The organism is Enterobacter sp. RHBSTW-00175 (genome assembly GCF_013927005.1).
Lineage (GTDB): Bacteria > Pseudomonadota > Gammaproteobacteria > Enterobacterales > Enterobacteriaceae > Enterobacter.
Window position 1 is genome coordinate 171,199 of record NZ_CP055930.1, and the last position, 24,824, is coordinate 196,022.

The window sequence follows — 24,824 nt, forward strand, 5'->3', positions numbered from 1 at the left end:
CTCAGGACTCCAGCGCGATGGCAACCTCGTAGCCGTGGGACTTCAGCAGTGAGTGTTTCTTCGCCGCTTCAAGGTCTTTGGCTACCATTTCAGATACCATCTCCTGAAGAGTGGTCTCCGGTTTCCAGCCCAGCACTTCGTGCGCTTTGGTTGGATCGCCCAGCAGGGTTTCTACCTCAGCAGGACGGAAGTAACGCGGGTCAACCTGAACAATCACATCACCCGGTTTCACGCCCGGTGCATCATGGCCTGTCACGGAAACCACGATGCCTTTCTCGTCAACGCCAGTGCCTTCGAAACGCAGTTTGATACCCAGTTGTGCCGCAGCCATTTCAACGAAACGACGCACGGAATACTGCACGCCGGTCGCAATAACGAAGTCTTCTGGCTTGTCCTGTTGCAGCATCATCCACTGCATTTTCACGTAGTCTTTGGCATGGCCCCAGTCACGCAGGGAATCCATGTTGCCCAGGTGCAGGCAAGACTCCAGACCCTGTGCAATGTTGGCGATCGCGCGGGTAATTTTACGGGTCACGAAGGTTTCACCACGGCGCGGGGATTCGTGGTTGAACAGAATGCCGTTACACGCATACATGCCGTAGGATTCGCGGTAGTTTACGGTGATCCAGTAGGCGTACAGTTTGGCTACCGCATATGGGGAGCGTGGGTAGAACGGGGTGGTTTCTTTTTGCGGGATTTCCTGCACCAGGCCATACAGCTCAGAGGTAGACGCCTGGTAGAAACGGGTTTTCTTCTCAAGACCGAGGAAGCGGATCGCCTCCAGCAGACGCAGCGTACCCATGGCATCAACGTCAGCGGTATATTCCGGGGATTCAAACGACACGGCCACGTGGCTCATCGCACCCAGGTTGTAGACTTCATCCGGCTGCACTTCTTGCAGAATACGGGTCAGGTTGGAGGTATCCGTCAGGTCGCCGTAGTGCAGATGGAATTTCGGGTTTTTCGCATGAGGATCCTGATAGATATGGTCCACACGCTCGGTGTTGAACGAAGAGGCACGACGTTTAATACCGTGTACTTCATAACCTTTCTCCAGCAGCAATTCTGCCAGGTAAGAACCATCCTGTCCGGTAACGCCGGTGATGAGAGCGACTTTAGACATATTAATTTCCTCTGTACTTATCAAAGTTTTTCAGTTTCTACGCGTTCGCGTATCACCACTGCGGGATTGCCACGGCAAACTTTATTTGCCGGAAGCGATTTAAAAACGCTGCTGCGGGCACCAATAACGGTACCATCACCAACAGAAACACCCGGTGCGACAAACACATCTGTCGCCAGCCAGCATTTTTCACCAATCACAATAGGCGAAGCGGTAATATCAAAATGCTGACTCATAAAATCGTGACTACCGGTACACAAATAACACTTCTGTGATACCACTGAATTTGCGCCAATGGTGATGTCACCCAGGCTATATAACACCGCGTCATCACCCACCCAGGCGTAATCACCGAGCGTTAATTTCCACGGATAAGTAATTTTGACTGACGGGCGAATGACTACGTTTTTTCCGATTTTTGCACCGAACAAGCGTAATAAAAATGCGCGCCAGCGATACAGTATTTGCGGTGACCAGGCAAATAATGTGGCCTGCACCGCCCACCATAACTGCACCTTAATACCGTTCCCGCCCCGAAAACCTTTCGGCACGGAGAACCCACTGAGTTCCTGCATTACGCTTCCTTATATTCAGGCTTTGTTATATAAGGCTTTCGTTTTACCCGTCGTTTTCAGACGCAATAAATAAGATAATTCCGCCAGTGGCCCCGGCATTCGCAATATATTGCGCTGTACGTTTTTTGCATCCTGGCACAATTCCAGATTATTCGAAGTTGACACACCACCCATCGAAAATTCAGACACCGTGCCTTTAATTCGACGAAACGGGTAACCCGACTTATACAAACTTGCTGCCAGTGCATAATCTGATGACACTTTATACTGCAAATCATACGGCTGTTTTTTCAGCCCCACGGTCGGGAAGAAAATAGCCTGATGGCTGGCCGGTAAACTGTGGTAGATATACCAGCCTGGCTTTGCACTACGCAGAACTTTATGGTCATCGCCGAAGTCCAGAAGCGCATCACCAATATACATGGCGTCCTCTTTCTGCCGCGCCAGCTGACGGGCAAAGAGCGCAACATCTTCATGGAACACATCACCGGAATTCAGAAAGATGGCATAGCACCCCTGGGCCATGTCGATGCCTTTATTCATGGCGTCGTAGATGCCTTTATCTTTCTCGCTGATGTAACGTAAGTTGAACTCCCCGTTGAGTTTTTTCAAAAACTCAGCCGTACCGTCATTCGAGCCACCATCCACGACAATCCATTCAAAAGTGAGGCTTGGATCGCGTGCCAGGTTGCGTAGCGAGCGCCAGGTTTTTACCACGCCTTCGTAATTGCGAAAGGCGACAGTAATCACGCTAAGAAACATAAACCACCTCATTTCGTCATACGCGCGTAATATTGAGTGCCTTGCGCAGAATAAACGGACAGACAATCAAGAAAGCATATTCCGGGCTAAATATTGACCCCGTAAAGAACAGCGACACTGGCGTAAAAAGATAAAGCTGCACGCGAAAGTTCTGATTATCCCCAAACGCGTTAATCATCATTTTGAAAACTTTAAACAGATACCACAGCGTCAACAATACGGCGAACCACGAAAAATAAATAATTAACAGATACAGACCATTGTCTATGGTTTTACCGACATCTGCACCGTTAAAGATTCCGAATGATGCAACATATTCGTAAAGTGAGCCAAATCTGACTACGCCATCAATATGGGTTAATGAATAGCCCACCATGACCAGCGGCCCAATAATGCGATAATAGGACGACGAACCTTCCGTTCCCAAATCACCCAGACGTTCTGAGATGTACGGGAATGCAAATATTACGCCGACTAAAAACACCGTCAGGGAGATAATCGCCAGCGGCAGTTTTTTCTTTATCGCATCCTTGTTCAGATACTGAAATGCCCATTCCAGCAGGTAGAACAATATAAATGTCATTACCCCTGAGAAAGAACCCGACAGAACAATCCCTGCAAGAATCATAGCATCGGTCTTGGGGGTTTTGATACCAAACTGTTTGATGCTGAGCCAAATTGAGATTAACGCCAGAGCAAAAAATGCCGGCTCAAAATAGAGTGCGGTAGTACGCTTGCCGCCAAACTTAATGAAGTTCAGTACATAACTGTTACTGTAAATGAGATATTTCGAAATCATCTCCATCAGGCTACTGCCACCGGTCAAAATAATTTGCGCCATTTCCAGTGCAGCCAGCATGACAATTAACGTAACGGCAATATAAAAGAACCTAAGGATTTTCCGATAATTGTGCGGTGAAATAGTTTTAAAGCGAATACTCCAGACCATGCCAATAATAATGACAATATAAACAAACAGCATGGTCGAGGTGACGTATTTACTGGCATCCAGCGACTGACCAAAGATGTAGTTAAATGCCGTCAGGCTAAATCCAACGCCGAGGGCAATCATCAGCTTTTTCAGGCTGATTTTTTCGACATACAGCAGCAGTAAGACCGGCAGGAACGTCACAATGGTAATGGGGAAGCTTTCGCCGAGCTGGGCAATCTTGACGTTGACCAGCAGGTAGATCAGCGGCAGCAGCAGATAACTACAGATTCTGATAGAACGAGACATATTCCTCCAGCATCTGTTGGCCACTGTACGCCTTACGGCTGCGGTTGCGGAACGATTCCAGGTCAGTGCCAAAAACGGCCTGCGCGACGGCGGGCTTTGGCAGTTGCACCAGCGGCAGCACCTCATTTTCACTGAAGGTTTTGCCGCCAGATTTTTCCAGCACTTCACGCGCTGCATCGCTGTGGGTGGCAATCACCGGCACGCCAATCGACAACGCTTCGCACAGGATCAACGGGTAGTTATCCACGCGGGAGCTAAAGACCAGCGCATCCATGCCGTTCAGTGCGCTCATCAGCTTGCGCTTGTCGGTTTCGAATCCGTGGTTAATCACGTTCGCCCCTTCAAACGGGGAAAACTTACCGAAGGTATGCAGCTCTATCTTGTCGCCGAGCGCCATGATGTCGCGCACCAGCTGTTGATTGGTTTTGCCGTCGTAACGCAGATCGTGTGCCACCACGGCAATTTTCGGTTTGCCTGCGGTGTGCGCCACGGGTTTCAGCTCCGCCAGGATTGCTTCGGTTGCCACGTCGATCCCGTTATTGATGATTTTGCAGCGCCCTGCCCCGTACAGGCTGTTGAAGGCATCGGCCACATGCTGGCTGGGGGAGATAAACGTGCAGCCTAGCGCGAGCATCTCGCGAAACAGCTGGCGTTTTCCCGCCACCAGTTGATGCGCCCGGTCCACTTTTACCGGTGGATAGTTGGTCAGCGTTGGGCACTTCTGGCAGTGCGTTTTCCAGCCTTCGCAACCGTCGGTAAAGGCGCAGCGTCCGGTCACGCTCCAGTGGTCATGCAGCGTCCAGACAAAAGTGGTGTCTGGTTTATGTGCTTTCACTTTTTCGCAAAAGGCCACAACCTCTTCCAGATTCAGCCAGTAGCTATGCAGCACATGAAAATGCAGCACCACGGGCCCGGCCGAGCGCGTTACCGTGCGGTACAGGTTGTTCAGATTGCCAAACAGATCGCGGTTAAACAGACGGAAAAGTGCAATGTTGGCGATGGAAGTCACGCGCGGGGTCTGTTTCACCACCTGCGGGTAGTCATCGTGGCTGACACTTTCTTTGCCGCCTTTGCCATAGCCGTAGATGAAACGCGACTGTAATCCTTTTTCCAGCGCGCGCTGGTGAAGATCCAGCGCCACGCCTGCCGCCCCGCCCTCAGCCAGACGAACGTTAAATTGCAGAATATTCATTTAATCACCTTCACGCGGGCTTTCTCGCCCACCACCAGCGCGTTATCAGGAATGCTGTCCAGCACCACGCTGCCGGCACCAATGGTTACGTTGTTACCCACGGTAATGTCACCAATGATCACCACATTGGCGCCCAGCTCGACGTTATTCCCGATGACAGGGCACGTAAGGCTCGCCGGCCCACGGTTGCCAATGGTCACCGCGTGGCGAATGGTGAAGTCATCACCCGCGACCACAAACTTATTGATCACCACGGCATAACCGTGGTGGATGGTGAAGCGGCGGCCAATGGTGGCGGCTGCCTGAATTTCGTAGCCAAAAAAGCATTCGGTGATGATGCGGTACAGCACCAGAACCGGTGCTGCCCAGATATTGTTCAGCACGTTTTTTTTGCGCCATACCGAGCAAAAATGTGCGATGCGATAGGCCAGAACCATGCAGCAAGGGCGCAGGCTCCAGCTGTTCGCGCGGCAGTCTTCCAGAAACATTATTTCCCCCGAAGTCCATCAGCCAGACGCTTGGTATTGCGCACGGAAAAGAGCGTCAGCAGTGTGCGCCAGTTCATGCGCTTATTGCGGATCTGATAGAGGGTAAAGAGCTGATACTTACGGCTGGCACGGTCGAACTTGTCTTTGTGCTTGCGGTAAAAGTGGAAGTAGCCGGAAAATTTCTTCGGCGACGAGGTGATTTGCATCTCCCCGTGATTGATATGCAGGATTTGCGTGGCTTCTTCCACTTTCCAGGGTTCGCCATACTCCACCACCATGCGCAGGAAAATATCGTAATCCTGCGCCGCCTTGAGTTCGGTATCGAACAGGTTTTCTTTGAAGCGCCAGGACCAGGAGAAGACCTGATTACCAATGATATTGCGCTTGTAAAACAGACGACGGGAGTACGGTGATTTCGGATACAGCGGCAGACTCGCTGGCTGCGAATAGACTTCGCCCTGGCAAACATAGTCGTTGGCATACAGAAACGCATGTGTAACCAGCTGATGCTGGTGCGACAGGAAGGTCGACAGACGGTTGGGCGTCCATTCGTCATCGTCGTCAATCCCGGTCAGATACTGCCCTTGCGCCTGCAATATCGCCTGGTTACGTACCGCACACGCCCCGGAGTTGATGGCGTTATGCGTGTACATCACCCGTGGGTCATTGAGGTCAGTCACGAACTTTTGCAGTTGTTCGTATGAAGAGGAACAGTCATCAACAATGAGCAGTTCCCAGTTATCGTAGTCCTGACGCAGGACCGACTTAATTGCGCGGATCGCCAACTGCTGACGATTCCATGTCGGCATATAAATAGAAATCAAAGGGCGTTGTGTGGTCATGGTATTCCCCTCACCCCAGCCCTCTCCCTTTGGGGAGAGGGTGAAAGGCAACATGTCGTTATATCCCGCACCGTCTGGGTGAGGGGCTTTATTTACTGTCAGATTTATATTCGTACTCGTAGTAGCCGTAATCCTGATAACTGCTCGCGCGACGGAAGATAGAGTTCAGGATCACCCCTTTCACATCGATACCGTTCTGCTCAAAGCGGCCCAGACTGGTTTCCACTTCCTTCAGGGTATTCACCGCATAGCGCGCCACCATCAGCGTGGTGCCCGCATGGCGACCCACAATGGCAGCATCGGTTACGGCCAGAATTGGTGGGGTATCAATCAACACCAGGTCGTAGTGTTTGCTCGCCCACTCCACCAGCTGGCTGAAGCGTTCGCTCATCAGCAGTTCAGACGGATTTGGCGGAACCTGGCCACGTGGAACAAGATGGAAATTCGGGATTGAGGTCGGTTTGGCGCACTGTTCAATCTCCCCTTTACCAAGCAGGATCTCGGACAGGCCGTTGACGTTATTGGTGCCCAGCAGTTCGTGGGTGTAGCCTTTACGCATGTCGCAGTCGATCAGCAGAACGCGTTTATTGGTCTGGCTCACCACGGCCGCCAGGTTGGCGCAGACAAACGTCTTACCGATTGACGGGCTCACCCCGGTCATCATCAGCACGTTATTTTTGGCCTGCATCATGGCGAAGTGCAGGCTGGTGCGCAGGCTACGAACCGCCTCGATGGCAAGGTCAGTTGGGTTGCCCACCGCCAGCAACTGGCTCTGCTTATAGCGCTTAACGCCTTTAACCGTTTTGACGCTATCACGCGATTTCTGCCATTCCGACAGCGGAATACTGGCGTAAACGCTGATGCCATTCTCTTCCAGCACCTGCGGGCTTTCGATACCGCGGTTAAACAGCGAGCGCAACAGCACACCCATCACGGAAAGCATCAGGCCGAGAATAATGCTGCCCAGAATAATCAGCGCTTTTTTCGGTTTCAGCACGCCGGGCTGCGTGATGGCGGAGTCAACAATGCGCACATCGCCCACGGTACTGGCTTCGGTGATTTTCAGCTCCTGCTGCTTGTTCAGCAGTTGCATGTAAACCTGCTGGCCAGATTCCACATCACGGGTCAGACGAACGATCTCCTGCTGGGTTTCCGGCATGGAGTTCACACGCTTGTTGAGATTGGCTTTTTCATCTTCCAGCGCCTGGCGTTTTTCCAGCAAGGTGCGGTACGCCGGGTGACGTTTGGTGTAGAGCTTGGAGATCTCCGCTTCTTTAAAGGTCAGCTCGTTCAGTTGGGCATCGATATTCACCATCGAATCCAGTACCGACTTCGCTTCCAGCGGCAGGTCCACCGAGTCTTTCTTCTGGCGATAGCTGTTGAGCTTCTCTTCGGCTACGTCCAGACGCTGACGCACTTCCGGCAGTTGTTTTGCCAGGAAAGCCAGGCTTTTGGCCGCCTCTTCCGATTTACGCGCAATATTCTGCTCGAGGTAGTTGCGGGTGATGCTGTTAAGGATATCGCGGATCTGATCCTTATCTTCACCGGTAAAGCTGAGGCTCAACACGCCGGTGTCTTTGCCGTTTTCGGTGACGCTAAGGTTGTTTTGCAGGTTGTTGATCATCCCCAGCATGGAGAATTTCGAGACGGTAAACTCGCTGCCCTCAGCCGCCTGAATGGCACTTACCATCATGCTGACGCCATTTTTGCTCAGCATCTGTCCCACTTCACCGCGCGCGCTAAAACCACCGTCGCTGGTAAGCTGGTACTGCTTTGGCCCAAGCACGGTCAGCGTGAAGGTTTGATCGGCACCGCCTTTTGGCAGGGTAAAGGTGGTCACGTTTACCGTGTCGTTCTGGCGCCCCATCAGCCTGTCCCATCCCGCACCGAATACCGGGAAGGAGTTTTTGGTGACGGCAATATCCAGATTCAGATCGTCAACCGTTTTTCCCAGCACCATACGCGACTGGATCAGCTGAATTTCGGCATCGGATGCCGGCGGTTTGTTCGCCAGCGCAGAGCCAATATCCTGCACCAGTGAGTTACCGGTATTTTGTTCAATCTGCACCAGCGCATCGGCGCTGTAGATTGGCGTGGCGAACAGAGTGTAAACAATGGCCGCCGCGGCAAACACGGCAGTTATGCCCAGAACCCACCATTTCGCCTCTACAATCGTGCCAACCAGACGGCCAATATCGATTTCATCACTGCCCGATATCGGGGCGGCAGAAGGTTTTGTTTTTTCTGTCATTGTTATCCCTGCTGAGCTTTCAGTGCCTGCGCCCACTGACGGGCAGACTGGTCAAGTAAGGTATAAACCGCCTCAAATGCCTCTCGGCTCTTGCGATACGGATCGGGAATTTCGCGTTCATTGTCCCAGTGACCAAAGAGCATCACTTTGCCTCGCATTTCAGGTGCGATTTCACACAGGGCATGAATGTGGCGTTTTTCCATCGTCAGGATCAGGTCATATTCACGGCACATGCGACCGGAGACCTGACGGGCACAGTGCCCGTCTAAAGAGAGGTTATGATCCAACGCCACGTTCGCTGCACGCTCGTCGGCACCTTTACCCACCAGCGCCCCAAGCCCCGCGGAGTCGACCGTGAGAGCGGGTTGATAGTTTTTCAACAACCGCTCGGCCGTTGGGGAACGGCAAATGTTCCCCACGCACACCACCAGAATTTTGTTAAACATCGCGGATTACCAGGTATGGATGTCGCGCGCCGTATCCGTCATGTAGCGAACGCCACTGATGGTTGGCAGCAACTGGTTGATCAGGCGGTTCCAGCGGGCAACCGGTGCGGTCGTGACATACACCACATCGTACGGCTGGAGGCGGAATTCGGTTGCCATCACCAGGGAGGTCGCGTCGGACATATCCAGCTGGTAAATGTTGGCAATCTTACCTTTCGCACTGCCCTCACCTTTCAGCGGACGGATGACGAAAATACCGCTGGCGTTAGACGAGGTAAGATCGATGCCTTCTGCATTCCCCAGCGCTTCGGTCAGGGTCATGCCGCTGAAGTCCATTTTGAGCGTGCTCTGTTTTTTCACTTCGCCCATCACGAACACTTTCAGATCGTCATTGCGCGGAACGTACAGAATGTCACCCGGATAGAGCAGACGGTTCTGGCTCAGGTCGCCGTTTTGCATCAGCGCCTGAAGGGAAATGCGCTGCTCCTGGCCATTGTGAGTCAGCACCACATTGCGCCAGTCTGCCGCATCGGTCAGGCCGCCTGCGGCGTTGACGGCATCCAGCACCGTCAGCGGCACGTTGCTGATGGCCTGCTGACCCGATTTATTCACCTGCCCGGAGACATAGGCCTTTTGCGAGCGGAATGCGGCGATATTAACGTCCACCTGCGGGTCAGCGATGTACTGCGCTAAGCGGCCGGTAATATCACTACGAATTTCGGCAAGGGTTTTGCCCACCACGTGGACTTTACCGATGTAGGGATAGAACATGGTCCCGTCCGGCTGCACCCAGTTTCCGGTATCGCTGGAGCTGCGGTACTGGCCTGCTGGCGTGGTCAGCTCCGGGTGATCCCAGACGGTCACGTTAATCACATCCCCTGGCCCGACACGGTACTGGTAGGCGGCAATCTCCTGGTCCAGCGATGTATTTGGCTGGGCCACGTTTGGCCGTGGACGTAATTGTTCCACCAGACGCGGTGTCAGTGGATAAACATTCACCATCCTGTCGAGGTCGAAATCAGCATCCTGCTGTTTGATCACATCCTTTCCCATGGTTGACATATTGCTGCCGGGGAAAACCGTACAACCACTCATCAAGGTCACAGACACCAATAATGGCATCAATTTCATTTTGGATTTCATCATTGATTATTTATCACTTTGGCAGAGTAATTATCCTGTGCAATTTAAATAAGCGCGGATTGAAACGACACTCAGAATGCAGTTAATAAAATAGAAATATAACTGGCATCAGTCCTAAAAAAAGCTTATTCATCCATTGGCTATTGACAGAATAATCGGGGCCGATTCACACGCTTTCAGGCACGCTACCGCCCTTGGCTTTCAGTTACCAATGTACTGTCTAAACAATATGTTATGGATAAAAACCCTCTTTGATTCGGTTGAGATGAAAATATATCAGGCGCAATTAAGGCCGCTTTGATAATGAATCTCTCACCATTCCGTAAGCATGGTAATAGCAACAAGAAATTTGATACTGGAGGAATTGTTGCAGCTAACGTAATAGCAGGCAAGGTAACAACCGCCCGGAAATGGTTTTTTAAGAATAATATTAAGAGCAAATTTTTCACCTTTTAGGATTTTCTTTATATTGACATAATTAAATTAAAAACCACTCCCTGCGATATTTCTTATTTTTATTCATTATCAGATAAAACGATATTTAACATGAAAATAATAAGGCTATTTTCCCGCGCAGCATTCAACCGGCTATTGAGATAAATCCCAGGCCGTCATTGCAATTTAGCCCAGCTTTATCCATGATCGAAGTGTGACATTGGTCATATAACAGAAGGTATTGCTATTACTATGGAATGGATTGCCGATCCATCAATCTGGGCCGGGCTGGTCACTCTGGTGGTCATCGAATTAGTGCTCGGGATTGATAATCTGGTCTTTATCGCCATCCTCGCCGAAAAACTGCCCCCTTCACAGCGCGACCGCGCGCGCGTAACGGGCTTACTGCTGGCGATGGTGATGCGTTTACTGCTGCTGGCCTCTATCTCCTGGCTGGTGACGCTCACGAAACCGCTGATCGCCTTTCACGGCCTGAGTTTCAGCGCCCGCGATCTGATCATGCTGTTCGGTGGGTTGTTCCTGCTGTTTAAGGCAACGGTCGAACTCAACGAACGGCTCGAAGGCAAAGACAGCGAAAACCCGACCCAGCGCCGGGGCGCAAAGTTCTGGCCCGTCGTGACGCAAATCGTGGTGCTGGATGCGGTCTTCTCGCTGGACTCCGTGATTACCGCGGTTGGCATGGTGGACCATCTGGCCGTGATGATGGCAGCGGTGATTATTGCTATTACCCTGATGGTGATGGCAAGCAAAGCGCTCACACGGTTTGTGAACAGCCATCCGACAATTGTTATCCTGTGTCTCAGCTTCCTGCTGATGATTGGTTTTAGCCTGGTCGCCGACGGTTTTGGGTTCCACATTCCGAAAGGATACCTGTACGCCGCAATCGGCTTCTCGGTGATCATCGAGTCACTTAACCAGCTGGCCATTTTCAACCGTCGTCGCTTTCTGTCTGCCAACCAGACCCTGCGCCAGCGCACCGCCGACACGGTTATGCGCCTGCTCAGCGGGCAAAAAGAGGATGCCGAGCTTGATGCGGAGTCCGCTTCTCTGCTTGCCGACCACAACGATAACCAGATTTTTAATCCGCAGGAGCGGCTGATGATTGAGCGCGTGCTCAACCTCAATCAGCGATCGGTCAGCAGTATCATGACCTCCCGCCATGATATCGAGCATATCGACCTGACGGCACCGGAGGATCAGATTCGCGCCCTGCTGGACAAAAACCAGCATACCCGCGTAGTGGTCACGGGGGGTGAAGAGGAAGAAGACTTACTTGGCGTGGTGCACGTTATCGACCTTCTCCAGCAACAGCTGCGCGGTGAGACGCTCGATTTACGCGCCCTGGTGCGCCAGCCGCTGGTGTTCCCGGAGACGTTGCAGTTGCTCTCTGCACTGGAGCAGTTCCGTAATGCCCGCACTCACTTTGCCTTTGTGGTGGATGAGTTTGGCTCGGTTGAAGGGCTGGTCACCCTCAGTGACGTGATGGAAACCATCGCCGGTAATCTGCCGAATGAGGTTGATGAAATTGACGCCCGCCATGATATTCAGAAAAACCCGGACGGCTCCTGGACGGCCAACGGCCATATGCCGCTGGAAGACCTGGTGCAGTATGTTCCGTTGCCGCTGGATGAAAAGCGCGAATACCACACCATCGCGGGCCTGCTGATGGAGTATCTGCAACGTATTCCGCAGCCAGGCGAAGAGGTGCAGGTGGGTGATTACCTGATTAAAACGCTACAGGTTGAGAGCCATCGCGTGCAGAAAGTGCAGCTGATACCGCTGCGCAGTGAGGACGAACTGGATTTTGAGGTGTAGTTTTATCAGTGATAGCAAGGTGCACCTCCGTCCCCCGGTATTCATTTTCGGGGGATAAATTCCATTTACCCACCCATCGCTCCATTATCATATTTATTAATTACTTACAAAAAATTATAAATGGAGTTTATACATTCCTTTATAAATTCCTGGTTTTAGGCTTTATCCGGATTATCACTGTTGCCCCATCACATTCAGCGCTAAGGTTTTCCCTGCTTAAATTACGGAGAAGCCATTATGTCACTGAAGGGACTGCGCTTTACGCTGGATGTGGAGGGGCTGCCGGAAACCGCAACCGCCGTCGTCAGCTTCACCCTCTGCCAGAATCTCTCCATCCCCTTTTTACTCCGTGTCGATATCGCCGGGGACCAGACCGGCCTCTCCGGACCGGATTTCCTCGAAAAGAACGCCACACTCACCCTCTGGCAGGGCTCCGTTCCACAGCGCTACCTTCACGGCATCATCACCGGAGTGGAAACACGGGAAAACAACCACTGGCAGATGAACTATCATCTGACGCTTTCTTCCCCGCTCTGGCGCTGCGGCCTGCGTCAGAATTTCCGTATCTTTCAGCAGCAGGATATCCAGGCCATCTCCTCCACCCTGCTCACTGAAAACGGTGTCACTGACTGGGTGCCGTCCTTTTATGAAGCCCATCCGGCACGGGAGTTCTGTGTACAGTACGGGGAGACCGACCTCAGCTTTCTCAGTCGCCTCTGGGCCGAAGAGGGCATTTTCTTCTTCGACTGGCTCCACCCGACCGGTCCCGGACAGAAACTCGTTCTCTGTGATGATGTCGCCGGTCTCTCCTCCCTGGGCTCCCTGCCCTTTAACCCCAATATCCGCGAACCCTCCACGGAATGCATCAGTGAGTTCCGCTACCGGGCGCAGATACGCCCTTCATCAGTGGAAAACCAGGATTACACCTTTAAAACCCCCGGCTGGCCCGGTTACTTCAGCCACCACGCCGAAAACCTGAACGGCCAGCGCAGCCAGTATGAAATCTTCGATTACCCGGGACGCTTCAAGGATGTGCAGCACGGTCAGGACTTTGCCCGCTACCGGGCCGGAGGTTACCGCCGTGATGCTGAGGCAGCGACCTGCGTCACGAACTCCCCGAAACTGTGGCCCGGAAAACGTTTCACCCTGACCGGCCACCCTTCCCCGGCCCTCAACCGGGAATGGCAGGTCACGGGCTGTGTCCTGAAGGGCGAACAGCCTCAGGCCCTGCACGGCAGCCAGGGGGAAGGCACCACGCTCAGAAACACGGTTAACGTCATCCCGGCAGACCGGACCTGGCGTCCCTTCCCGCCACCCAAACCCGCTGTCGATGGTCCGCAGAGCGCCATCGTCACCGGTCCGAAAGGTGAGGAAATCTTCTGTGACGAGCACGGCCGGGTCCGGGTGCGTTTTCACTGGGACCGCTACTGCCCGGGAAACGAGGACAGCTCCTGCTGGATACGGGTATCCCAGGCATGGGCCGGAACCGGCTTCGGCAACCTCGCCATCCCGCGCGTGGGTCAGGAGGTGATAGTCGACTTCCTCAACGGTGACCCGGACCAGCCCATTATCATGGGCCGCACTTATCATCAGGACAACCGCTCGCCGGGCAGTCTCCCGGGAACCAAAACGCAGATGACCATCCGCTCGAAAACCTACAGGGGCAGCGGATTTAACGAACTGCGCTTCGAGGATGCGACAGACCAGGAGCAGGTGTATATCCACGCGCAGAAGAACATGGACACCGAGGTACTGAACAACCGCACCACTGATGTGAAAGTGGACCATACGGAAACTGTCGGCAATAACCAGGTGATTACTGTCAAAAAGAATCAGATGCAGACGGTAGTGCAGAACCAGCAGGAAATCATCGGACAGAACCAGTCTGTCAGCGTAGGGCTGAATCAGGCAGAAACTGTGGGTATTGTCCGCGCACTGTCAGTCGGTGTCGCATACCAGACCATCGTGGGCGGGGTTATGAATACCTCCGTGGCGCTGATGCAGTCCTCGCAGGTTGGTCTTCAGAAATCCCTTCTGGTTGGTAAAGGGTATGACGTCAGCGTGGGAGAGAACGTCACCTTCTCGGTGGGCAAAACCCGCAGGGAAAACACCGGAAAAGTGGCAGTCTACAGCGCCGGGGAACACCTTGAGCTGGTTTGCGGCCAGGCCCGGCTGGTGCTGACGCAGGATGGCAGCATCTTCCTGAACGGTACGGCGATAAACCTTCAGGGTGCGCAGACCATCAGCGGCGACGGGCCGGTAGTTAACTGGAACTGCGGTGTCAGCCAGAGTCCACCCAAAGCATCTGAGTAATAAAAGCCATAACCCGCAATGAGACAAACAGCAAATGCTGTTTACCTGACCCAAAACACCGGAACAAAAGTAACAGAAGGAACTGAAAAATGAGCGGAAAACCGGCAGCCCGAATGGGGGATATGACGAAGTACGGCGGTCCGATTGTGCAGGGCTCTCTGGGCGTGATGATAGGAGCCCCCACCGGAGTGGCCTGCTCGGTCTGCCCCGGTGGCAGAACTTCCGGCAACCCGGTGAATCCGCTGCTGGGAGCCAAAGTGCAGCCCAGTGAAACCGATATCGCCCTGCCGGGGCCGCTGCCGTTTATTTTTTCCCGCTCTTACAGCAGTTATCAAACCAGAACGCCCGCGCCGGTGGGCATCCTCGGCCCCGGCTGGAAAGCCCCTTTCGATATCCGCTTACAGATACGCGATGAAGAGCTAATCCTCAACGACAATGGCGGGCGCAGCATTCACTTTGAACCGCTGCTGCCCGGGGAGACTGCCTTCAGCCGAAGTGAGTCCCTCTGGCTGGCGCGTGGCGGCGTGGCCAGACTGCATGAGAGTAATACGCTGCATGTACTGTGGCAGACCCTGCCGGAAGACCTGCGCCTGAGTCAGCACCTTTACCTGGCGACAAACAGCGCGCGGGGACCGTGGTGGATACTCGGCTGGCCTGAACGCATACCGGAAGCCGGGGAGCCCTTACCCGCCCCGCTGCCACCGTACCGGATACTGACCGGGCTGGCCGACTGCTTCGGTCACGCGCTGGCGTTTCACCGCGACCTGGACGGGATATTTACCGGCAACATCACCGCCGTTACCGATGGCGCAGGAAGGCGTTTCCGGCTGGCGCTGACCTCACAGTCACAGAGGGCGGCAACAGCGCATAAACAGATGGACTCTTCCGGTGTCAGCACACCGGACTATCCGCAGAAAATACCATTATCCGGCTACGGCGAAGACAACGGTATTCGCCTTGAAGCAGTGTGGCTGACGCACGACCCGGAATACCCGGATAATCTCCCGGCGTTACCCCTGGCCCGCTATACGTACACCCCACGAGGCGAGTTGTCGGCGGTGTATGACCGCTCTGGCACACAGGTGCGCAGTTTCATCTATGACGAGACTCACCCCGGACGTATGACCGCGCACCAGCACGCAGGACGCCCGCAGACCACCTACAGCTATGACGCCTCCGGTCAGGTGGTGGAGCAACACAACCCGGCTGGCCTGAACTATCGCTACGAATATAAAAAACATGCCGTCGTCATTACCGACAGTCTGAACCGCCGCGAGGTGCTGCACACCGAAGGCGAAGGCGGATTAAAGCGGATCGTCCGGGAAGAAAAGGCCGACGGCAGTAAGGTTTCACGGGAATTTGACCACGCGGGACGCATGGTGATGATGACTGATGCTGCCGGACACAAGACCGAATACCGGCTGAATGTGGGGTCCGGCAACGTGGATACCATTGTGAGTCCCGATGGAAGAACCACGCAATTTTATTACAGCAACCAGAGACAATTAATATCCACAGTCTGGCCTGACGGGCGGGAGAGCGAACAGAAATACGACGGTTCCGGAAGACTGATGCAGGAAAAGTCCCGCAGCGGAGATATCACCCGTTATTTTTATGATGACCCGCACAGTGACATGCCCTCTGCGGTTGAAGATGACACCGGCAGCAAAAAGCACATGACCTGGAGCCGATACGGGCAGTTGCTGACCCTGACCGACTGTTCCGGCTATCAGACCCGGTATGAATATAACCGGTTCGGGCAGATGACCGCCTCTCATCAGGAAGAAGGTCTCAGTCAGTACCGCGCTTACGATGAACGGGGCAGGCTTATCCGCCAGAAAAATGCACAGGACCATGAAACTCGCTATGAGTTCAGCCTGGCGGGCGACCTCACGGCCGTGACTCACCCCGATGGCAGCAGGCAAACCACAGAGTACGATGCGGCCGGACATCCGCTCAGCACCACTGAAGGTGGCCTGACCCGGCGGATGAAATACGACGCTGCCGGGCGTATCATCCGGCTTATTAATGAGAACGGGGCCAGTACCACCTTTGATTACGACCTGCTGGACAGGCTGACACAGGAAACGGGCTTTGACGGCAGAACGCAGCGTTATCACTATAGCGTCACCGGGAAGCCTGTCCGCAGCGAGGATGAACGTCTCGTCACCCTGTGGCACTACGATGGCTCAGACCGCCTGACGCACAGAACCGTGAACGGTTCAGAGGCGGAGCAGTCCCAGTACAACGAACGTGGCTGGCTGACTGAAATCAGCCACCTCAGTGACGGGTACCGCGTCGCCGTGCAGTATGAGTACGATAAACAGGGTCGGATAACTCTTGAGCGCCAGACGGTGCAGCATCCCGAAACGGGGGCGCTGTTGTGGCAACATGTCACCGGTCGCGATTATTCAAGGGGGCTGTTAACCCGGACCACCCCCGACAGTCTCTCACCGGTGGAATGGCTCACCTACGGTTCCGGCTATATTGCCGGGCTGAAACTCGGCGACACGCCTCTGGTCGATTTCACCCGCGACAGGCTACACCGGGAGACTCAGCGCACGTACGGGACTTACGAACAGACCACTGCATACAGCCCTGCCGGGCAGTTACAGCGCCACATGCTGAACCTGCCGGCACTGAACCGGGACTACGCTTACAGCGACAACGGACAGCTGGTTCGCATCAGCAGTCCCCTTCAGCAGCACCATTACCAGTATGATGCCGCCGGACGGCTGAGCCGGGTGCATCTCATTCCCGCGGACACCACCGAAGACTTCCTGACCGATCCGGCGGGCAACCGGGTGGCTGCCCGGGAACAATATCCGTCACTGCCCGTGCTGTGGCGAGGTAACCGCATCAGTGAAGACGCAGAGTTCTTTTACCATCATGACGAACACGGCAGGCTGACTGAAAAAGATGAGCGCAGCATCCGCGATGGCGGTAGCCACAATCACCACTATCGCTACGATAACCAGCACCGCCTAGTACATTACCGTTGTGAACAGCAGGGCACAGTGTTACTGGAAAGTCGTTATGTCTGTGACCCGCTGGGGCGCCGCCTCGGTAAACGTGTATGGGTAGGAGAAGAGTGTAATACTCCGGAGGTGACGTGGTACGGCTGGGACGGCGACAGACTGACCACTACCCAGGCAGAAACTCAGCGCATCCAGACCATATATATGCCGGGCAGCTTCACACCGCTAGTCCGGGTGGAAACACAGTGTGCTGAACTGACGAAAGCGGCACGCCGCACGCTGGCGGAGAAATTTCAGCAGGAGGCGAACGTAACCTTCCCGCCGGAACTGGTGGCAATGGTGGATAATCTGGAAGCGGAGTTACAGCGCGGGGAACTCAGCGAAGCTAACCGGGCGTGGCTGGCACAGTGCGGACTGATGCCGGAGCAGATACAAAACCAGATAGAACCGGAATATACGCCGCAGAGAAAAATGCATCTGTACCACTGTGACCACCGGGGCCAGCCGCTGGCGCTGTTCAGCCATGACGGGACCATTGAATGGGAAGCGGAATATGATGAGTGGGGAAATGTTCTCCGTGAAAATAACCCGCATAATCTGGCGCAGCTCATCCGCCTGCCGGGGCAGCAGTACGATGAAGAGACGGGGCTATATTATAACCGTCACCGGTATTACGACCCAAAACAGGGACGATATATTACGCAGGATCCGATAGGGCTGAAGGGTGGATGGAATTTATATCAATACCCTTTAAATCCTGTATCTAAAATAGACTCTTTGGGTTTGATGGCATTTAGCAGTGAATTTGGAAAATGGTCAGGTTCCGCAGTGAATGCAGCATCGGAAAGTAAAATATCACACCATGAAGCAGCACTAGCAATAGACGCTGCCAATGGACCAACATATTTTCCTCCATCAGGCTCTCTTTCACTTGATGTTAGTGGGGCATTAGATGCTTTTAGTGGAGGTAGCTTTGCTATAGGTATAGCGATTGGAACAAATAATGAAACATCTCGTAATCAAGATATATGTGTATATTATACGTTATGTGAGCATAGCGGAATAGGCTACGCCGCAGGGCTATCACTTTCTGGAACAGTCTCAGGTAGTGGACTCTCTCCCGGGGAAACAAAATCAAAAGGAATGTTGTATTCGGGAGGAGTACTAGGAAAATTATCAGCTTCAGGAGCAAAAGACACGAGTGATAATTATTCTGGAACACTAAGCATTGGCCCAGGAGTTGGCATTTACGCTGGCGAACTAACATGTTCACAACTTTCTAGATGTTTATCTGAGATAATTTTATAACAATATGAAGATCAAGAAAAAATTCATACTTTCATTAATGTTGACAATCGTCATTTTTACATTTTTCAGTTCAACACTGAAAAATAAATTAATTAAAAGTGATAAAGATGTCAGAACGTCAGCAAAAATCATGGTTAACATAATCCAGGAAAATTACAACAACGGAGACTTTTTTAAAATCTACAACACTGGAACAGATGATTTTAAAAAACTCACTCCAGAAAATAATTTTTTCTTATTAATGAAAAGAAAGAAAGAAGTGCTAGGCGACTTTGTCAGTTCAACGTTAATGGTAAGCAATGTTATAAATTCAAATATTGTTATACTTACATATCGCTCTACATATGAAAATTATTCATTAATTGAAGAGTTTCAATTCATTCGAAAAGATAAAAAGAATGAATTGCAATTGGGAACATATTTTATTGATGATGGAGGAAAAAAAGGTGAAGTAATAAGGCAATAAAAAGGTTTCTAATTAGATTAGGATTAGCTACAGTGTTCAGAAAATGCATACAATACGTGAATATAATCCAGAAGTGACGTGACTGCTACAGCTCATCCGCCTGCCAGGGCAGCAGTACGATGAAGAGACGGGGCTATATTATAACCGTCACCGGTATTACGACCCAAAACAGGGACGATATATTACGCAGGATCCGATAGGGCTGAAGGGAGGATGGCATTTATATCAATACCCTTTAAATCCGGTTACAAACACAGACCCATTAGGCTTACAGGGGATTGGATCCTTTGGTAAAGGGTACGCTGATTACTGCGGCGCTATAAATTCAGCGGTGACTCATCTATCTCCAGGAGATGCAGTAAATGTCAGACATAATATGGAAACAATGCATAATGTTTATAATCCATTATCTGAGTTTGTATTTGGGGTAAGCGTAGGTGCCCCTCTTATTAGCATGAGTGCTTTAGAGCTTGGAACCGCCTCATCAATCGAAGTTGTGGAAAGAGGTGCAGCCTGTGTCAATGATGTAGCTAGTGCTCTGATTGTTGAGAAAGAAACTGATATAAAAATTTAACTTTGACATGCACAAAAGCTTTTTTAAATAAAAACTCTGGTTTTTTTCAAGAAAAAACATCAGATTTTCTTATCGATAGCTTATCTTCTTATAGCCAAAAGCAGTGAACCATATATAAGAGCCATATAATGAAAAAACACACTCCGTTGTATCTAGTGGTCTTCGGCATCACAGTAGTTATACTGATAATGTATCACTTCATTAATACGAATTATAAATCAACTCACGAAGATAAAAAAAACAGATAACTTACTTAACTGCCAGAATATTAAAGAACTCGAAAAACAAGCTAAACAAGGTAAGCCATCTGCACTTTCTGAACTAGGCTTTTGCTATGAATCTGGGCAAGGTGTAAACAAAAGCTATGAGAAATCATTTGCTCTTTACAGTGAGTCAGCAAAACAAGGATATGGAATCGCACAGTTTAATATTGGCAATGCATACAGACATGGCAGAGGAGTAACCCTGAATTATCAAAAAGCAGTCGAATGGTATCACAAAGCAGCCGAGCAAAACATTATAAGATCACAGGTTGTTCTTGGCAATATGTATATAAATGGGCAAGGTGTACCGATGGACACCAATAAAGCTATCGAGTGGTATACAAAGGCAGCAAAATATAACAACACTGCAGCAATGAATAACTTGTGGAATATATATAGTGATGGAACTGGTATCCCAACCGATAATAAAAGAGCCGAAGATTGGTATCTGAAAGCAGTTAATCTCGGCTCTATGAGTGCAAGAAATTCACTGGGAGCTTTTTATGGCAGAGGGTTGGGACGACATCCTGGCGATCAGGATAAAGCTTTACAACTAGTTGAAGCATCAGCATGTCAGGGGTATGTTCAGGCCCAAATGAACCTTGCTTCATTTTATATGGAAAATGATGGCGAAGCGCCCATTGATTACAAAAAATCATACGCCTGGTATTATATTGCATCAATTAATGGCTCGAAAAACGCTGAAAGTGAACTTAACTGGCTCACCAGAAAAATGAGCAATAAAGAACTCATCGATGCAAAAAAAATGGCAACAGAGTACAGTCAAAAATATCGTTCCTCACCAATTGAAAATGATACCTACAAATCTCAAACAGAATGTAGATATCCCTAGTATTGGAGCGAATGGACCTGAGCCAGGCTACGACTATGACACCATGGTTTAGCCATCGCAATTATGGCTGTTCCTTCATGCAATCAACCAGGAAGGGAACTAGGTGAAGGCTAGCAGACTATTACGTACAAACCATCAGGTAGAATGCTGGTCCCTGTGCGATTGAGAATTTTATATCTGGCTAACAAGGCATCTGGTCCCCTGCAGGCCGGGTAAGGCAAATCTGCCACCCGGCACAACAGACATCAAAGCTTATCTAACAGCTTCTTCACGTCCTTCCCGCTTTGCGAATCCTTATTACGATCCGCCCAGTCGTTCAGTCGACGCTTCGCTTCATCCTGCAAATGCTTACGTAGCACTTGATCCACCTGAAGGCTGTAGTTCAGCGCCTGCCATTTACCGTACACGTTCAGCGGGATCGGCGTTTCTTTCAGGAAGTCGATCAGCTTGCTTTCGCCTTCCCAGCCGGATAACACACGCACTTTAAAACGCGTATCCGCCGTCTCTTTCACCAGGTCGAGCGAACCGGCACCGGTCAAAGACAGTAAGGATGATGTCCCTTCCATGCTATCCAGCGAAAGCTGTCCGTTGTCCAGCGTCAGGTCCGTGGTAAATGCGTCAAGACGCGTTGCGCTGTCGTAGTTCTCTTTAGCTTTCACATCACTGCTGCGTTCAACCGCCTGCTGCACCAGTTGCTGGAAGTTCAGCCCTTCCATGCGGGTGTCTTTCAGGTCAAGATGCGCCTGCCCCTGCCATTCGCGGCGGAAAGCATCAGCATCAATCCTGGTGCCGGAGAAATCCCCCGCCAGCGTCATCTGTCCGGTCAGTGAGATCGGGTAATTGAAGGCTTTAAGGATGGTGCCAATTTCAACATTTTCGAGACGCGGCTGGAATTCTGCCGTCGGGTTGTCGTTGCGTACGTCCAGAGTGCCGGGTAATGAAAGGTGCCCTGCGCCCATTTTGCCACTGAGTTCAGAGATAACCAGCAGGCCATTATGGTTGAACATCTGGCTGCTGACGTCAGTGAAGTCGATACCACGCCAGCGCACGCTGTTAGCCTTGAGCAAGACATCGGCGGTAAAGCCACGCAACCCGTTGTAATCAGGCTGGTCAAGATTCGACGAGATAACAGGACGCGGCTGCTTCACCTGGCTCTGACCGTTCTGCGGTGCATCAGCGCTGGCGGCATCCGGCGAAGGGGCCGCGAGCAGATTTTCCAGATTGAGCTTATCGAATTGCAGGTTGAACACCCACTTCGGTTTTTCAGCAAGCGTGACGCTCGCCTGCCCTTTCAGGTTGCTGTCATTGGCCTGCAAATTAAGATTATCCAGCTCAAGCTGTTTAAGCTCTTCACGCCAGACCGCCTGTAATGTGCCCTGCCCGGTAATACCTTGTGTCGGCAGGTCTGCGCCCGTGAGCTGCCAGTTAAGCTGCTGGATATCCGCCGTCAGCTGATGCGGATAATCTGCGGCGTTGACGTTTGCGTCCAGAGACACCGTCAGATCCCGCTGATCGCGATTGACACGCCCGGAGAATTCAATGGCTGCCTGGTGGTTTGCATCCTGCTCCATCTTCAGGCTGATATTGCGCACGGTGACCTGTTCATCATCTTCATGCTGAAACACGAGGACGCTGTCGGCCACTTTCAGACTGCCAATATCGAACGACCAGCCAGTATCAGACGGCGCATCCGGTAAGGTATTTTCACGCGGCGCAACCGGCGCATCGGATGTACGGACCGCTTCGGTTTGCGGTGTAAGCTGGATCACCGCACCTTTGAGCATCACCTGGTTGACCTGGAGCTGATGCGAAAAGAGCGGGATCAGAGCGACATCAAGACGCATGTTATCTGCCGACACCAGCGGCGCTGACGCCCCAGGCGCCGTTAACGACATGCGACCAGAGAGGATGCTGAGCTGCGGCCAGACGTGCCAGCGCAGCGGCCCATCAAGCTTCAGTTGATATCCGCTGCGCACCTCGACCTGACGCACCATGTAGGCGCGAAAATCATTTGGGTTAACCAGCAGAACCAACGCCGAAAGGCCAGCTACCAGCACCACCAGCAAAATCATCAGCGTTGTCAGAACTCTTCTCATGGCATCCTCAGTGGACTAACAATCAGTCTTTATCGATACGGCTGGCGACGGCACCCTGCTGATCGCGGTATTTAGCATCCTGACGGCGATTGTAAGGACGCGCTGCCGGGCCGGACAGCGGCTCGAAGCTCAGCGCCCCAATCATCATACCAGGACGCAGTGCCAGCGGCAGTTTACCAGCATTGAAAAACTCCAGCACAATACGACCAGACCAGCCCGGATCGATACGGTGTGCGGTCACGTGTACCATCAGCCCCAGACGCGCCAGAGAGGAACGGCCATCCAGCCAGCCAACCAGGTCAGCCGGAAGCGTGACGGACTCAAAGGTGACTGCCAGGGCGAGCTCGCCCGGATGAAGGTAAAACGCGTCACCTTCTTCAAGTACAATTTCATCACTCATTACGCGGTCAAGCGCAGCGCTGACTTCATCTTTCGGCCCGCTGAGGTCGATAAATGGCGCAGTATGACCACTGAACGTACGGAATTTATTCCCCAGACGCACATCAACGGTCACACCGTTGATTCGCTCCACAGGCGGACGAGGAGTAATAGACAGGCGGCCTTCATCCAGCCAGGCTTCTATATCTTGGTCACAAAGACGCATGGCACTTTCTCCTTTCGTGCATCAATGCCTGAAGCCTGTCAGGCTTCAGGGCAAACCAGGTTATCTCTGAACGGTACACAATTCGCGCGGTTTATTCAAAAAACTGGCTGATTTTCGCTTTTAAGATATCAATGGCGATACGGTTTTTACCGCCGCGAGGCACGATGATATCGGCGTATTGCTTGGACGGTTCGATAAATTGCAGGAACATCGGACGGACGGTTTTCTGGTATTGCGCCATAACGGAATCCATCGAACGGCCACGTTCGTTAACGTCACGCTTGATACGACGCATCAGGCAGATATCCAGCGGGGTATCAACAAAGATAGAGAAGTTCATTGATTCACGCAGGCGAGCATCCGTCAGTAACAGAATGCCCTCAAGGATAATGACCTTTTTCGGTTCAATACGTACCGTTTCTTTGGTACGGGTATGCTCAACATAGCTGTAAACAGGCAGTTCGATCGCCTGGCCGCTTTTAAGCGCTTCTAAATGCTGGAACAGCAGGCTGTGATCCATTGCATTCGGATGGTCATAGTTGGTTTTAACGCGCTCTTCCATCGAGAGATGCGATTGATCTTTATAATAGCTATCTTCGGGAATGACACCGATGTGCTCATCACCAACTTGATCTCGCAGTTCGCGATAAAGCGTACTGGCAATAAGACTTTTACCTGAAGCCGATGCGCCGGCGATGCCGATAATGACGCACTGATGAGACTTATCAGTCATAAATTTAGCGACCTGATTAACCTGGATGTTAAGGAAGGACGACGCCGGAGCGTCAAACGCGGCAATTATAGGGATTTCGTGGGCGTGATACCAGTCGAATACACAGGTTATGCGAGACAGCCTCAAAAGTGACTTTTCACTCCCTTAACGAAATTTAAATGACCATTTTTTCGTCGTTTAACAAGATTTTTTTGCAGAGTAACTATTTAATAAGTCTATGATGTCAAATTATGAGCAGTCGCCATATGAATTGTAAATTGTTTGTACTAGCATAAACGAAATTCATAAATTCATTCGTCTGGACCT

19 protein-coding genes and 1 pseudogene are annotated in these 24,824 nt (G+C 51.8%); 7 read left to right on the forward strand and 13 right to left on the reverse strand.

What is annotated here, in order from left to right; translation table 11 throughout:
• Window position 1: 1 nt before the first annotated feature.
• The 10 genes from gmd to HV107_RS00890 all read right to left on the reverse strand — a co-directional run bounded on the left by gmd (window position 2) and on the right by HV107_RS00890 (window position 10,062).
• The gene (gmd, locus tag HV107_RS00845; protein WP_182061685.1) at window positions 2–1,123 is read right to left on the reverse strand and encodes a GDP-mannose 4,6-dehydratase; all 1,122 of its coding nucleotides are present in this window, start codon (window positions 1,121–1,123) and stop codon (window positions 2–4) included.
• A gap of 20 nt (window positions 1,124–1,143) precedes the next feature.
• Entirely contained in the window at window positions 1,144–1,698 is a 555-nt protein-coding gene (wcaF, locus tag HV107_RS00850; protein ID WP_182061686.1) for a colanic acid biosynthesis acetyltransferase WcaF, read from the reverse strand.
• Between the two features lie 15 nt (window positions 1,699–1,713).
• Window positions 1,714–2,460, reverse strand: a complete 747-nt coding sequence (gene wcaE / locus HV107_RS00855; RefSeq protein WP_182061687.1) for a colanic acid biosynthesis glycosyltransferase WcaE — start codon at window positions 2,458–2,460, stop codon at window positions 1,714–1,716.
• A gap of 16 nt (window positions 2,461–2,476) precedes the next feature.
• Entirely contained in the window at window positions 2,477–3,697 is a 1,221-nt protein-coding gene (gene wcaD, locus HV107_RS00860; protein WP_182061688.1) for a colanic acid polymerase WcaD, read from the reverse strand.
• A complete protein-coding gene (wcaC, locus tag HV107_RS00865) occupies window positions 3,672–4,889 on the reverse strand; it encodes a colanic acid biosynthesis glycosyltransferase WcaC (protein WP_182061689.1) in 1,218 nt (405 codons plus the stop codon). Before wcaC ends, wcaD begins: the two co-directional genes overlap by 26 nt.
• Entirely contained in the window at window positions 4,886–5,377 is a 492-nt protein-coding gene (wcaB, locus tag HV107_RS00870) for a colanic acid biosynthesis acetyltransferase WcaB (RefSeq protein WP_182061690.1), read from the reverse strand. Before wcaB ends, wcaC begins: the two co-directional genes overlap by 4 nt.
• Window positions 5,377–6,219 (reverse strand): colanic acid biosynthesis glycosyltransferase WcaA, encoded by an 843-nt coding sequence (gene wcaA, locus HV107_RS00875; RefSeq protein ID WP_014070940.1) that lies wholly within the window; start codon window positions 6,217–6,219, stop codon window positions 5,377–5,379. Before wcaA ends, wcaB begins: the two co-directional genes overlap by 1 nt.
• An 88-nt stretch (window positions 6,220–6,307) precedes the next feature.
• Entirely contained in the window at window positions 6,308–8,470 is a 2,163-nt protein-coding gene (wzc, locus tag HV107_RS00880) for a tyrosine-protein kinase Wzc (RefSeq protein WP_182061691.1), read from the reverse strand.
• Window positions 8,471–8,472: 2 nt separating this feature from the next.
• The gene (gene wzb, locus HV107_RS00885) at window positions 8,473–8,916 is read right to left on the reverse strand and encodes a low molecular weight protein-tyrosine-phosphatase Wzb (RefSeq protein ID WP_182061692.1); all 444 of its coding nucleotides are present in this window, start codon (window positions 8,914–8,916) and stop codon (window positions 8,473–8,475) included.
• A gap of 6 nt (window positions 8,917–8,922) precedes the next feature.
• Entirely contained in the window at window positions 8,923–10,062 is a 1,140-nt protein-coding gene (locus HV107_RS00890) for a polysaccharide export protein (protein ID WP_182061693.1), read from the reverse strand.
• Between the two features lie 684 nt (window positions 10,063–10,746).
• Here HV107_RS00890 and HV107_RS00895 point away from each other — a divergent pair.
• The 7 genes and pseudogenes from HV107_RS00895 to HV107_RS00935 all read left to right on the forward strand — a co-directional run bounded on the left by HV107_RS00895 (window position 10,747) and on the right by HV107_RS00935 (window position 21,085).
• Complete coding sequence (locus HV107_RS00895; protein ID WP_182061694.1) at window positions 10,747–12,330, forward strand: TerC family protein; 1,584 nt, start codon at window positions 10,747–10,749, stop codon at window positions 12,328–12,330.
• A 237-nt stretch (window positions 12,331–12,567) separates the two neighbouring features.
• Window positions 12,568–14,643, forward strand: coding sequence for a type VI secretion system Vgr family protein (locus HV107_RS00900; RefSeq protein WP_182061695.1), 2,076 nt, complete (start codon window positions 12,568–12,570; stop codon window positions 14,641–14,643).
• Window positions 14,644–14,732: 89 nt separating this feature from the next.
• Window positions 14,733–18,929 (forward strand): RHS repeat-associated core domain-containing protein, encoded by a 4,197-nt coding sequence (locus HV107_RS00905; RefSeq protein WP_182061696.1) that lies wholly within the window; start codon window positions 14,733–14,735, stop codon window positions 18,927–18,929.
• 130 nt (window positions 18,930–19,059) lie between these two features.
• Complete coding sequence (locus HV107_RS00910; RefSeq protein WP_220458424.1) at window positions 19,060–19,395, forward strand: DUF3887 domain-containing protein; 336 nt, start codon at window positions 19,060–19,062, stop codon at window positions 19,393–19,395.
• An 82-nt stretch (window positions 19,396–19,477) separates the two neighbouring features.
• Window positions 19,478–19,669: pseudogene (locus HV107_RS27490) on the forward strand (RHS repeat-associated core domain-containing protein); the annotation flags it as partial.
• 102 nt (window positions 19,670–19,771) lie between these two features.
• Entirely contained in the window at window positions 19,772–19,969 is a 198-nt protein-coding gene (locus HV107_RS27150; protein ID WP_259349668.1) for a hypothetical protein, read from the forward strand.
• A 267-nt stretch (window positions 19,970–20,236) separates the two neighbouring features.
• Window positions 20,237–21,085 (forward strand): tetratricopeptide repeat protein, encoded by an 849-nt coding sequence (locus HV107_RS00935; protein WP_409050290.1) that lies wholly within the window; start codon window positions 20,237–20,239, stop codon window positions 21,083–21,085.
• A 245-nt stretch (window positions 21,086–21,330) separates the two neighbouring features.
• Here HV107_RS00935 and asmA read toward each other — a convergent pair whose 3' ends face one another.
• From asmA to udk, 3 genes are all read right to left on the reverse strand, one after another.
• The gene (gene asmA, locus HV107_RS00940; RefSeq protein ID WP_182061699.1) at window positions 21,331–23,181 is read right to left on the reverse strand and encodes an outer membrane assembly protein AsmA; all 1,851 of its coding nucleotides are present in this window, start codon (window positions 23,179–23,181) and stop codon (window positions 21,331–21,333) included.
• 22 nt (window positions 23,182–23,203) lie between these two features.
• Window positions 23,204–23,785: a dCTP deaminase gene (gene dcd / locus HV107_RS00945; protein WP_182061700.1), complete on the reverse strand. Its 582-nt coding sequence runs from the start codon at window positions 23,783–23,785 to the stop codon at window positions 23,204–23,206.
• A gap of 91 nt (window positions 23,786–23,876) precedes the next feature.
• Window positions 23,877–24,518 carry a uridine kinase gene (udk, locus tag HV107_RS00950; RefSeq protein WP_182061701.1) on the reverse strand — a complete coding sequence of 214 codons (642 nt, stop codon included), beginning with the start codon at window positions 24,516–24,518 and terminating at the stop codon, window positions 23,877–23,879.
• Window positions 24,519–24,824: the final 306 nt, after the last annotated feature.

Coding starts and splice junctions, on each gene's coding strand:
- dcd (WP_182061700.1), bottom strand. CDS start 23,785: ATGCGTCTTTGTGACCAAGATATAGAAGCCTGGCTGGATGAAGGCCGC.
- HV107_RS00890 (WP_182061693.1), bottom strand. CDS start 10,062: ATGATGAAATCCAAAATGAAATTGATGCCATTATTGGTGTCTGTGACC.
- wcaC (WP_182061689.1), bottom strand. CDS start 4,889: ATGAATATTCTGCAATTTAACGTTCGTCTGGCTGAGGGCGGGGCGGCA.
- wcaA (WP_014070940.1), bottom strand. CDS start 6,219: ATGACCACACAACGCCCTTTGATTTCTATTTATATGCCGACATGGAAT.
- udk (WP_182061701.1), bottom strand. CDS start 24,518: ATGACTGATAAGTCTCATCAGTGCGTCATTATCGGCATCGCCGGCGCA.
- wzc (WP_182061691.1), bottom strand. CDS start 8,470: ATGACAGAAAAAACAAAACCTTCTGCCGCCCCGATATCGGGCAGTGAT.
- HV107_RS00910 (WP_220458424.1), top strand. CDS start 19,060: ATGGTTAACATAATCCAGGAAAATTACAACAACGGAGACTTTTTTAAA.
- wcaF (WP_182061686.1), bottom strand. CDS start 1,698: ATGCAGGAACTCAGTGGGTTCTCCGTGCCGAAAGGTTTTCGGGGCGGG.
- wcaE (WP_182061687.1), bottom strand. CDS start 2,460: ATGTTTCTTAGCGTGATTACTGTCGCCTTTCGCAATTACGAAGGCGTG.
- gmd (WP_182061685.1), bottom strand. CDS start 1,123: ATGTCTAAAGTCGCTCTCATCACCGGCGTTACCGGACAGGATGGTTCT.
- wcaD (WP_182061688.1), bottom strand. CDS start 3,697: ATGTCTCGTTCTATCAGAATCTGTAGTTATCTGCTGCTGCCGCTGATC.
- HV107_RS00895 (WP_182061694.1), top strand. CDS start 10,747: ATGGAATGGATTGCCGATCCATCAATCTGGGCCGGGCTGGTCACTCTG.
- HV107_RS00900 (WP_182061695.1), top strand. CDS start 12,568: ATGTCACTGAAGGGACTGCGCTTTACGCTGGATGTGGAGGGGCTGCCG.
- wcaB (WP_182061690.1), bottom strand. CDS start 5,377: ATGTTTCTGGAAGACTGCCGCGCGAACAGCTGGAGCCTGCGCCCTTGC.
- HV107_RS00905 (WP_182061696.1), top strand. CDS start 14,733: ATGAGCGGAAAACCGGCAGCCCGAATGGGGGATATGACGAAGTACGGC.
- wzb (WP_182061692.1), bottom strand. CDS start 8,916: ATGTTTAACAAAATTCTGGTGGTGTGCGTGGGGAACATTTGCCGTTCC.
- asmA (WP_182061699.1), bottom strand. CDS start 23,181: ATGAGAAGAGTTCTGACAACGCTGATGATTTTGCTGGTGGTGCTGGTA.
- HV107_RS27150 (WP_259349668.1), top strand. CDS start 19,772: ATGGAAACAATGCATAATGTTTATAATCCATTATCTGAGTTTGTATTT.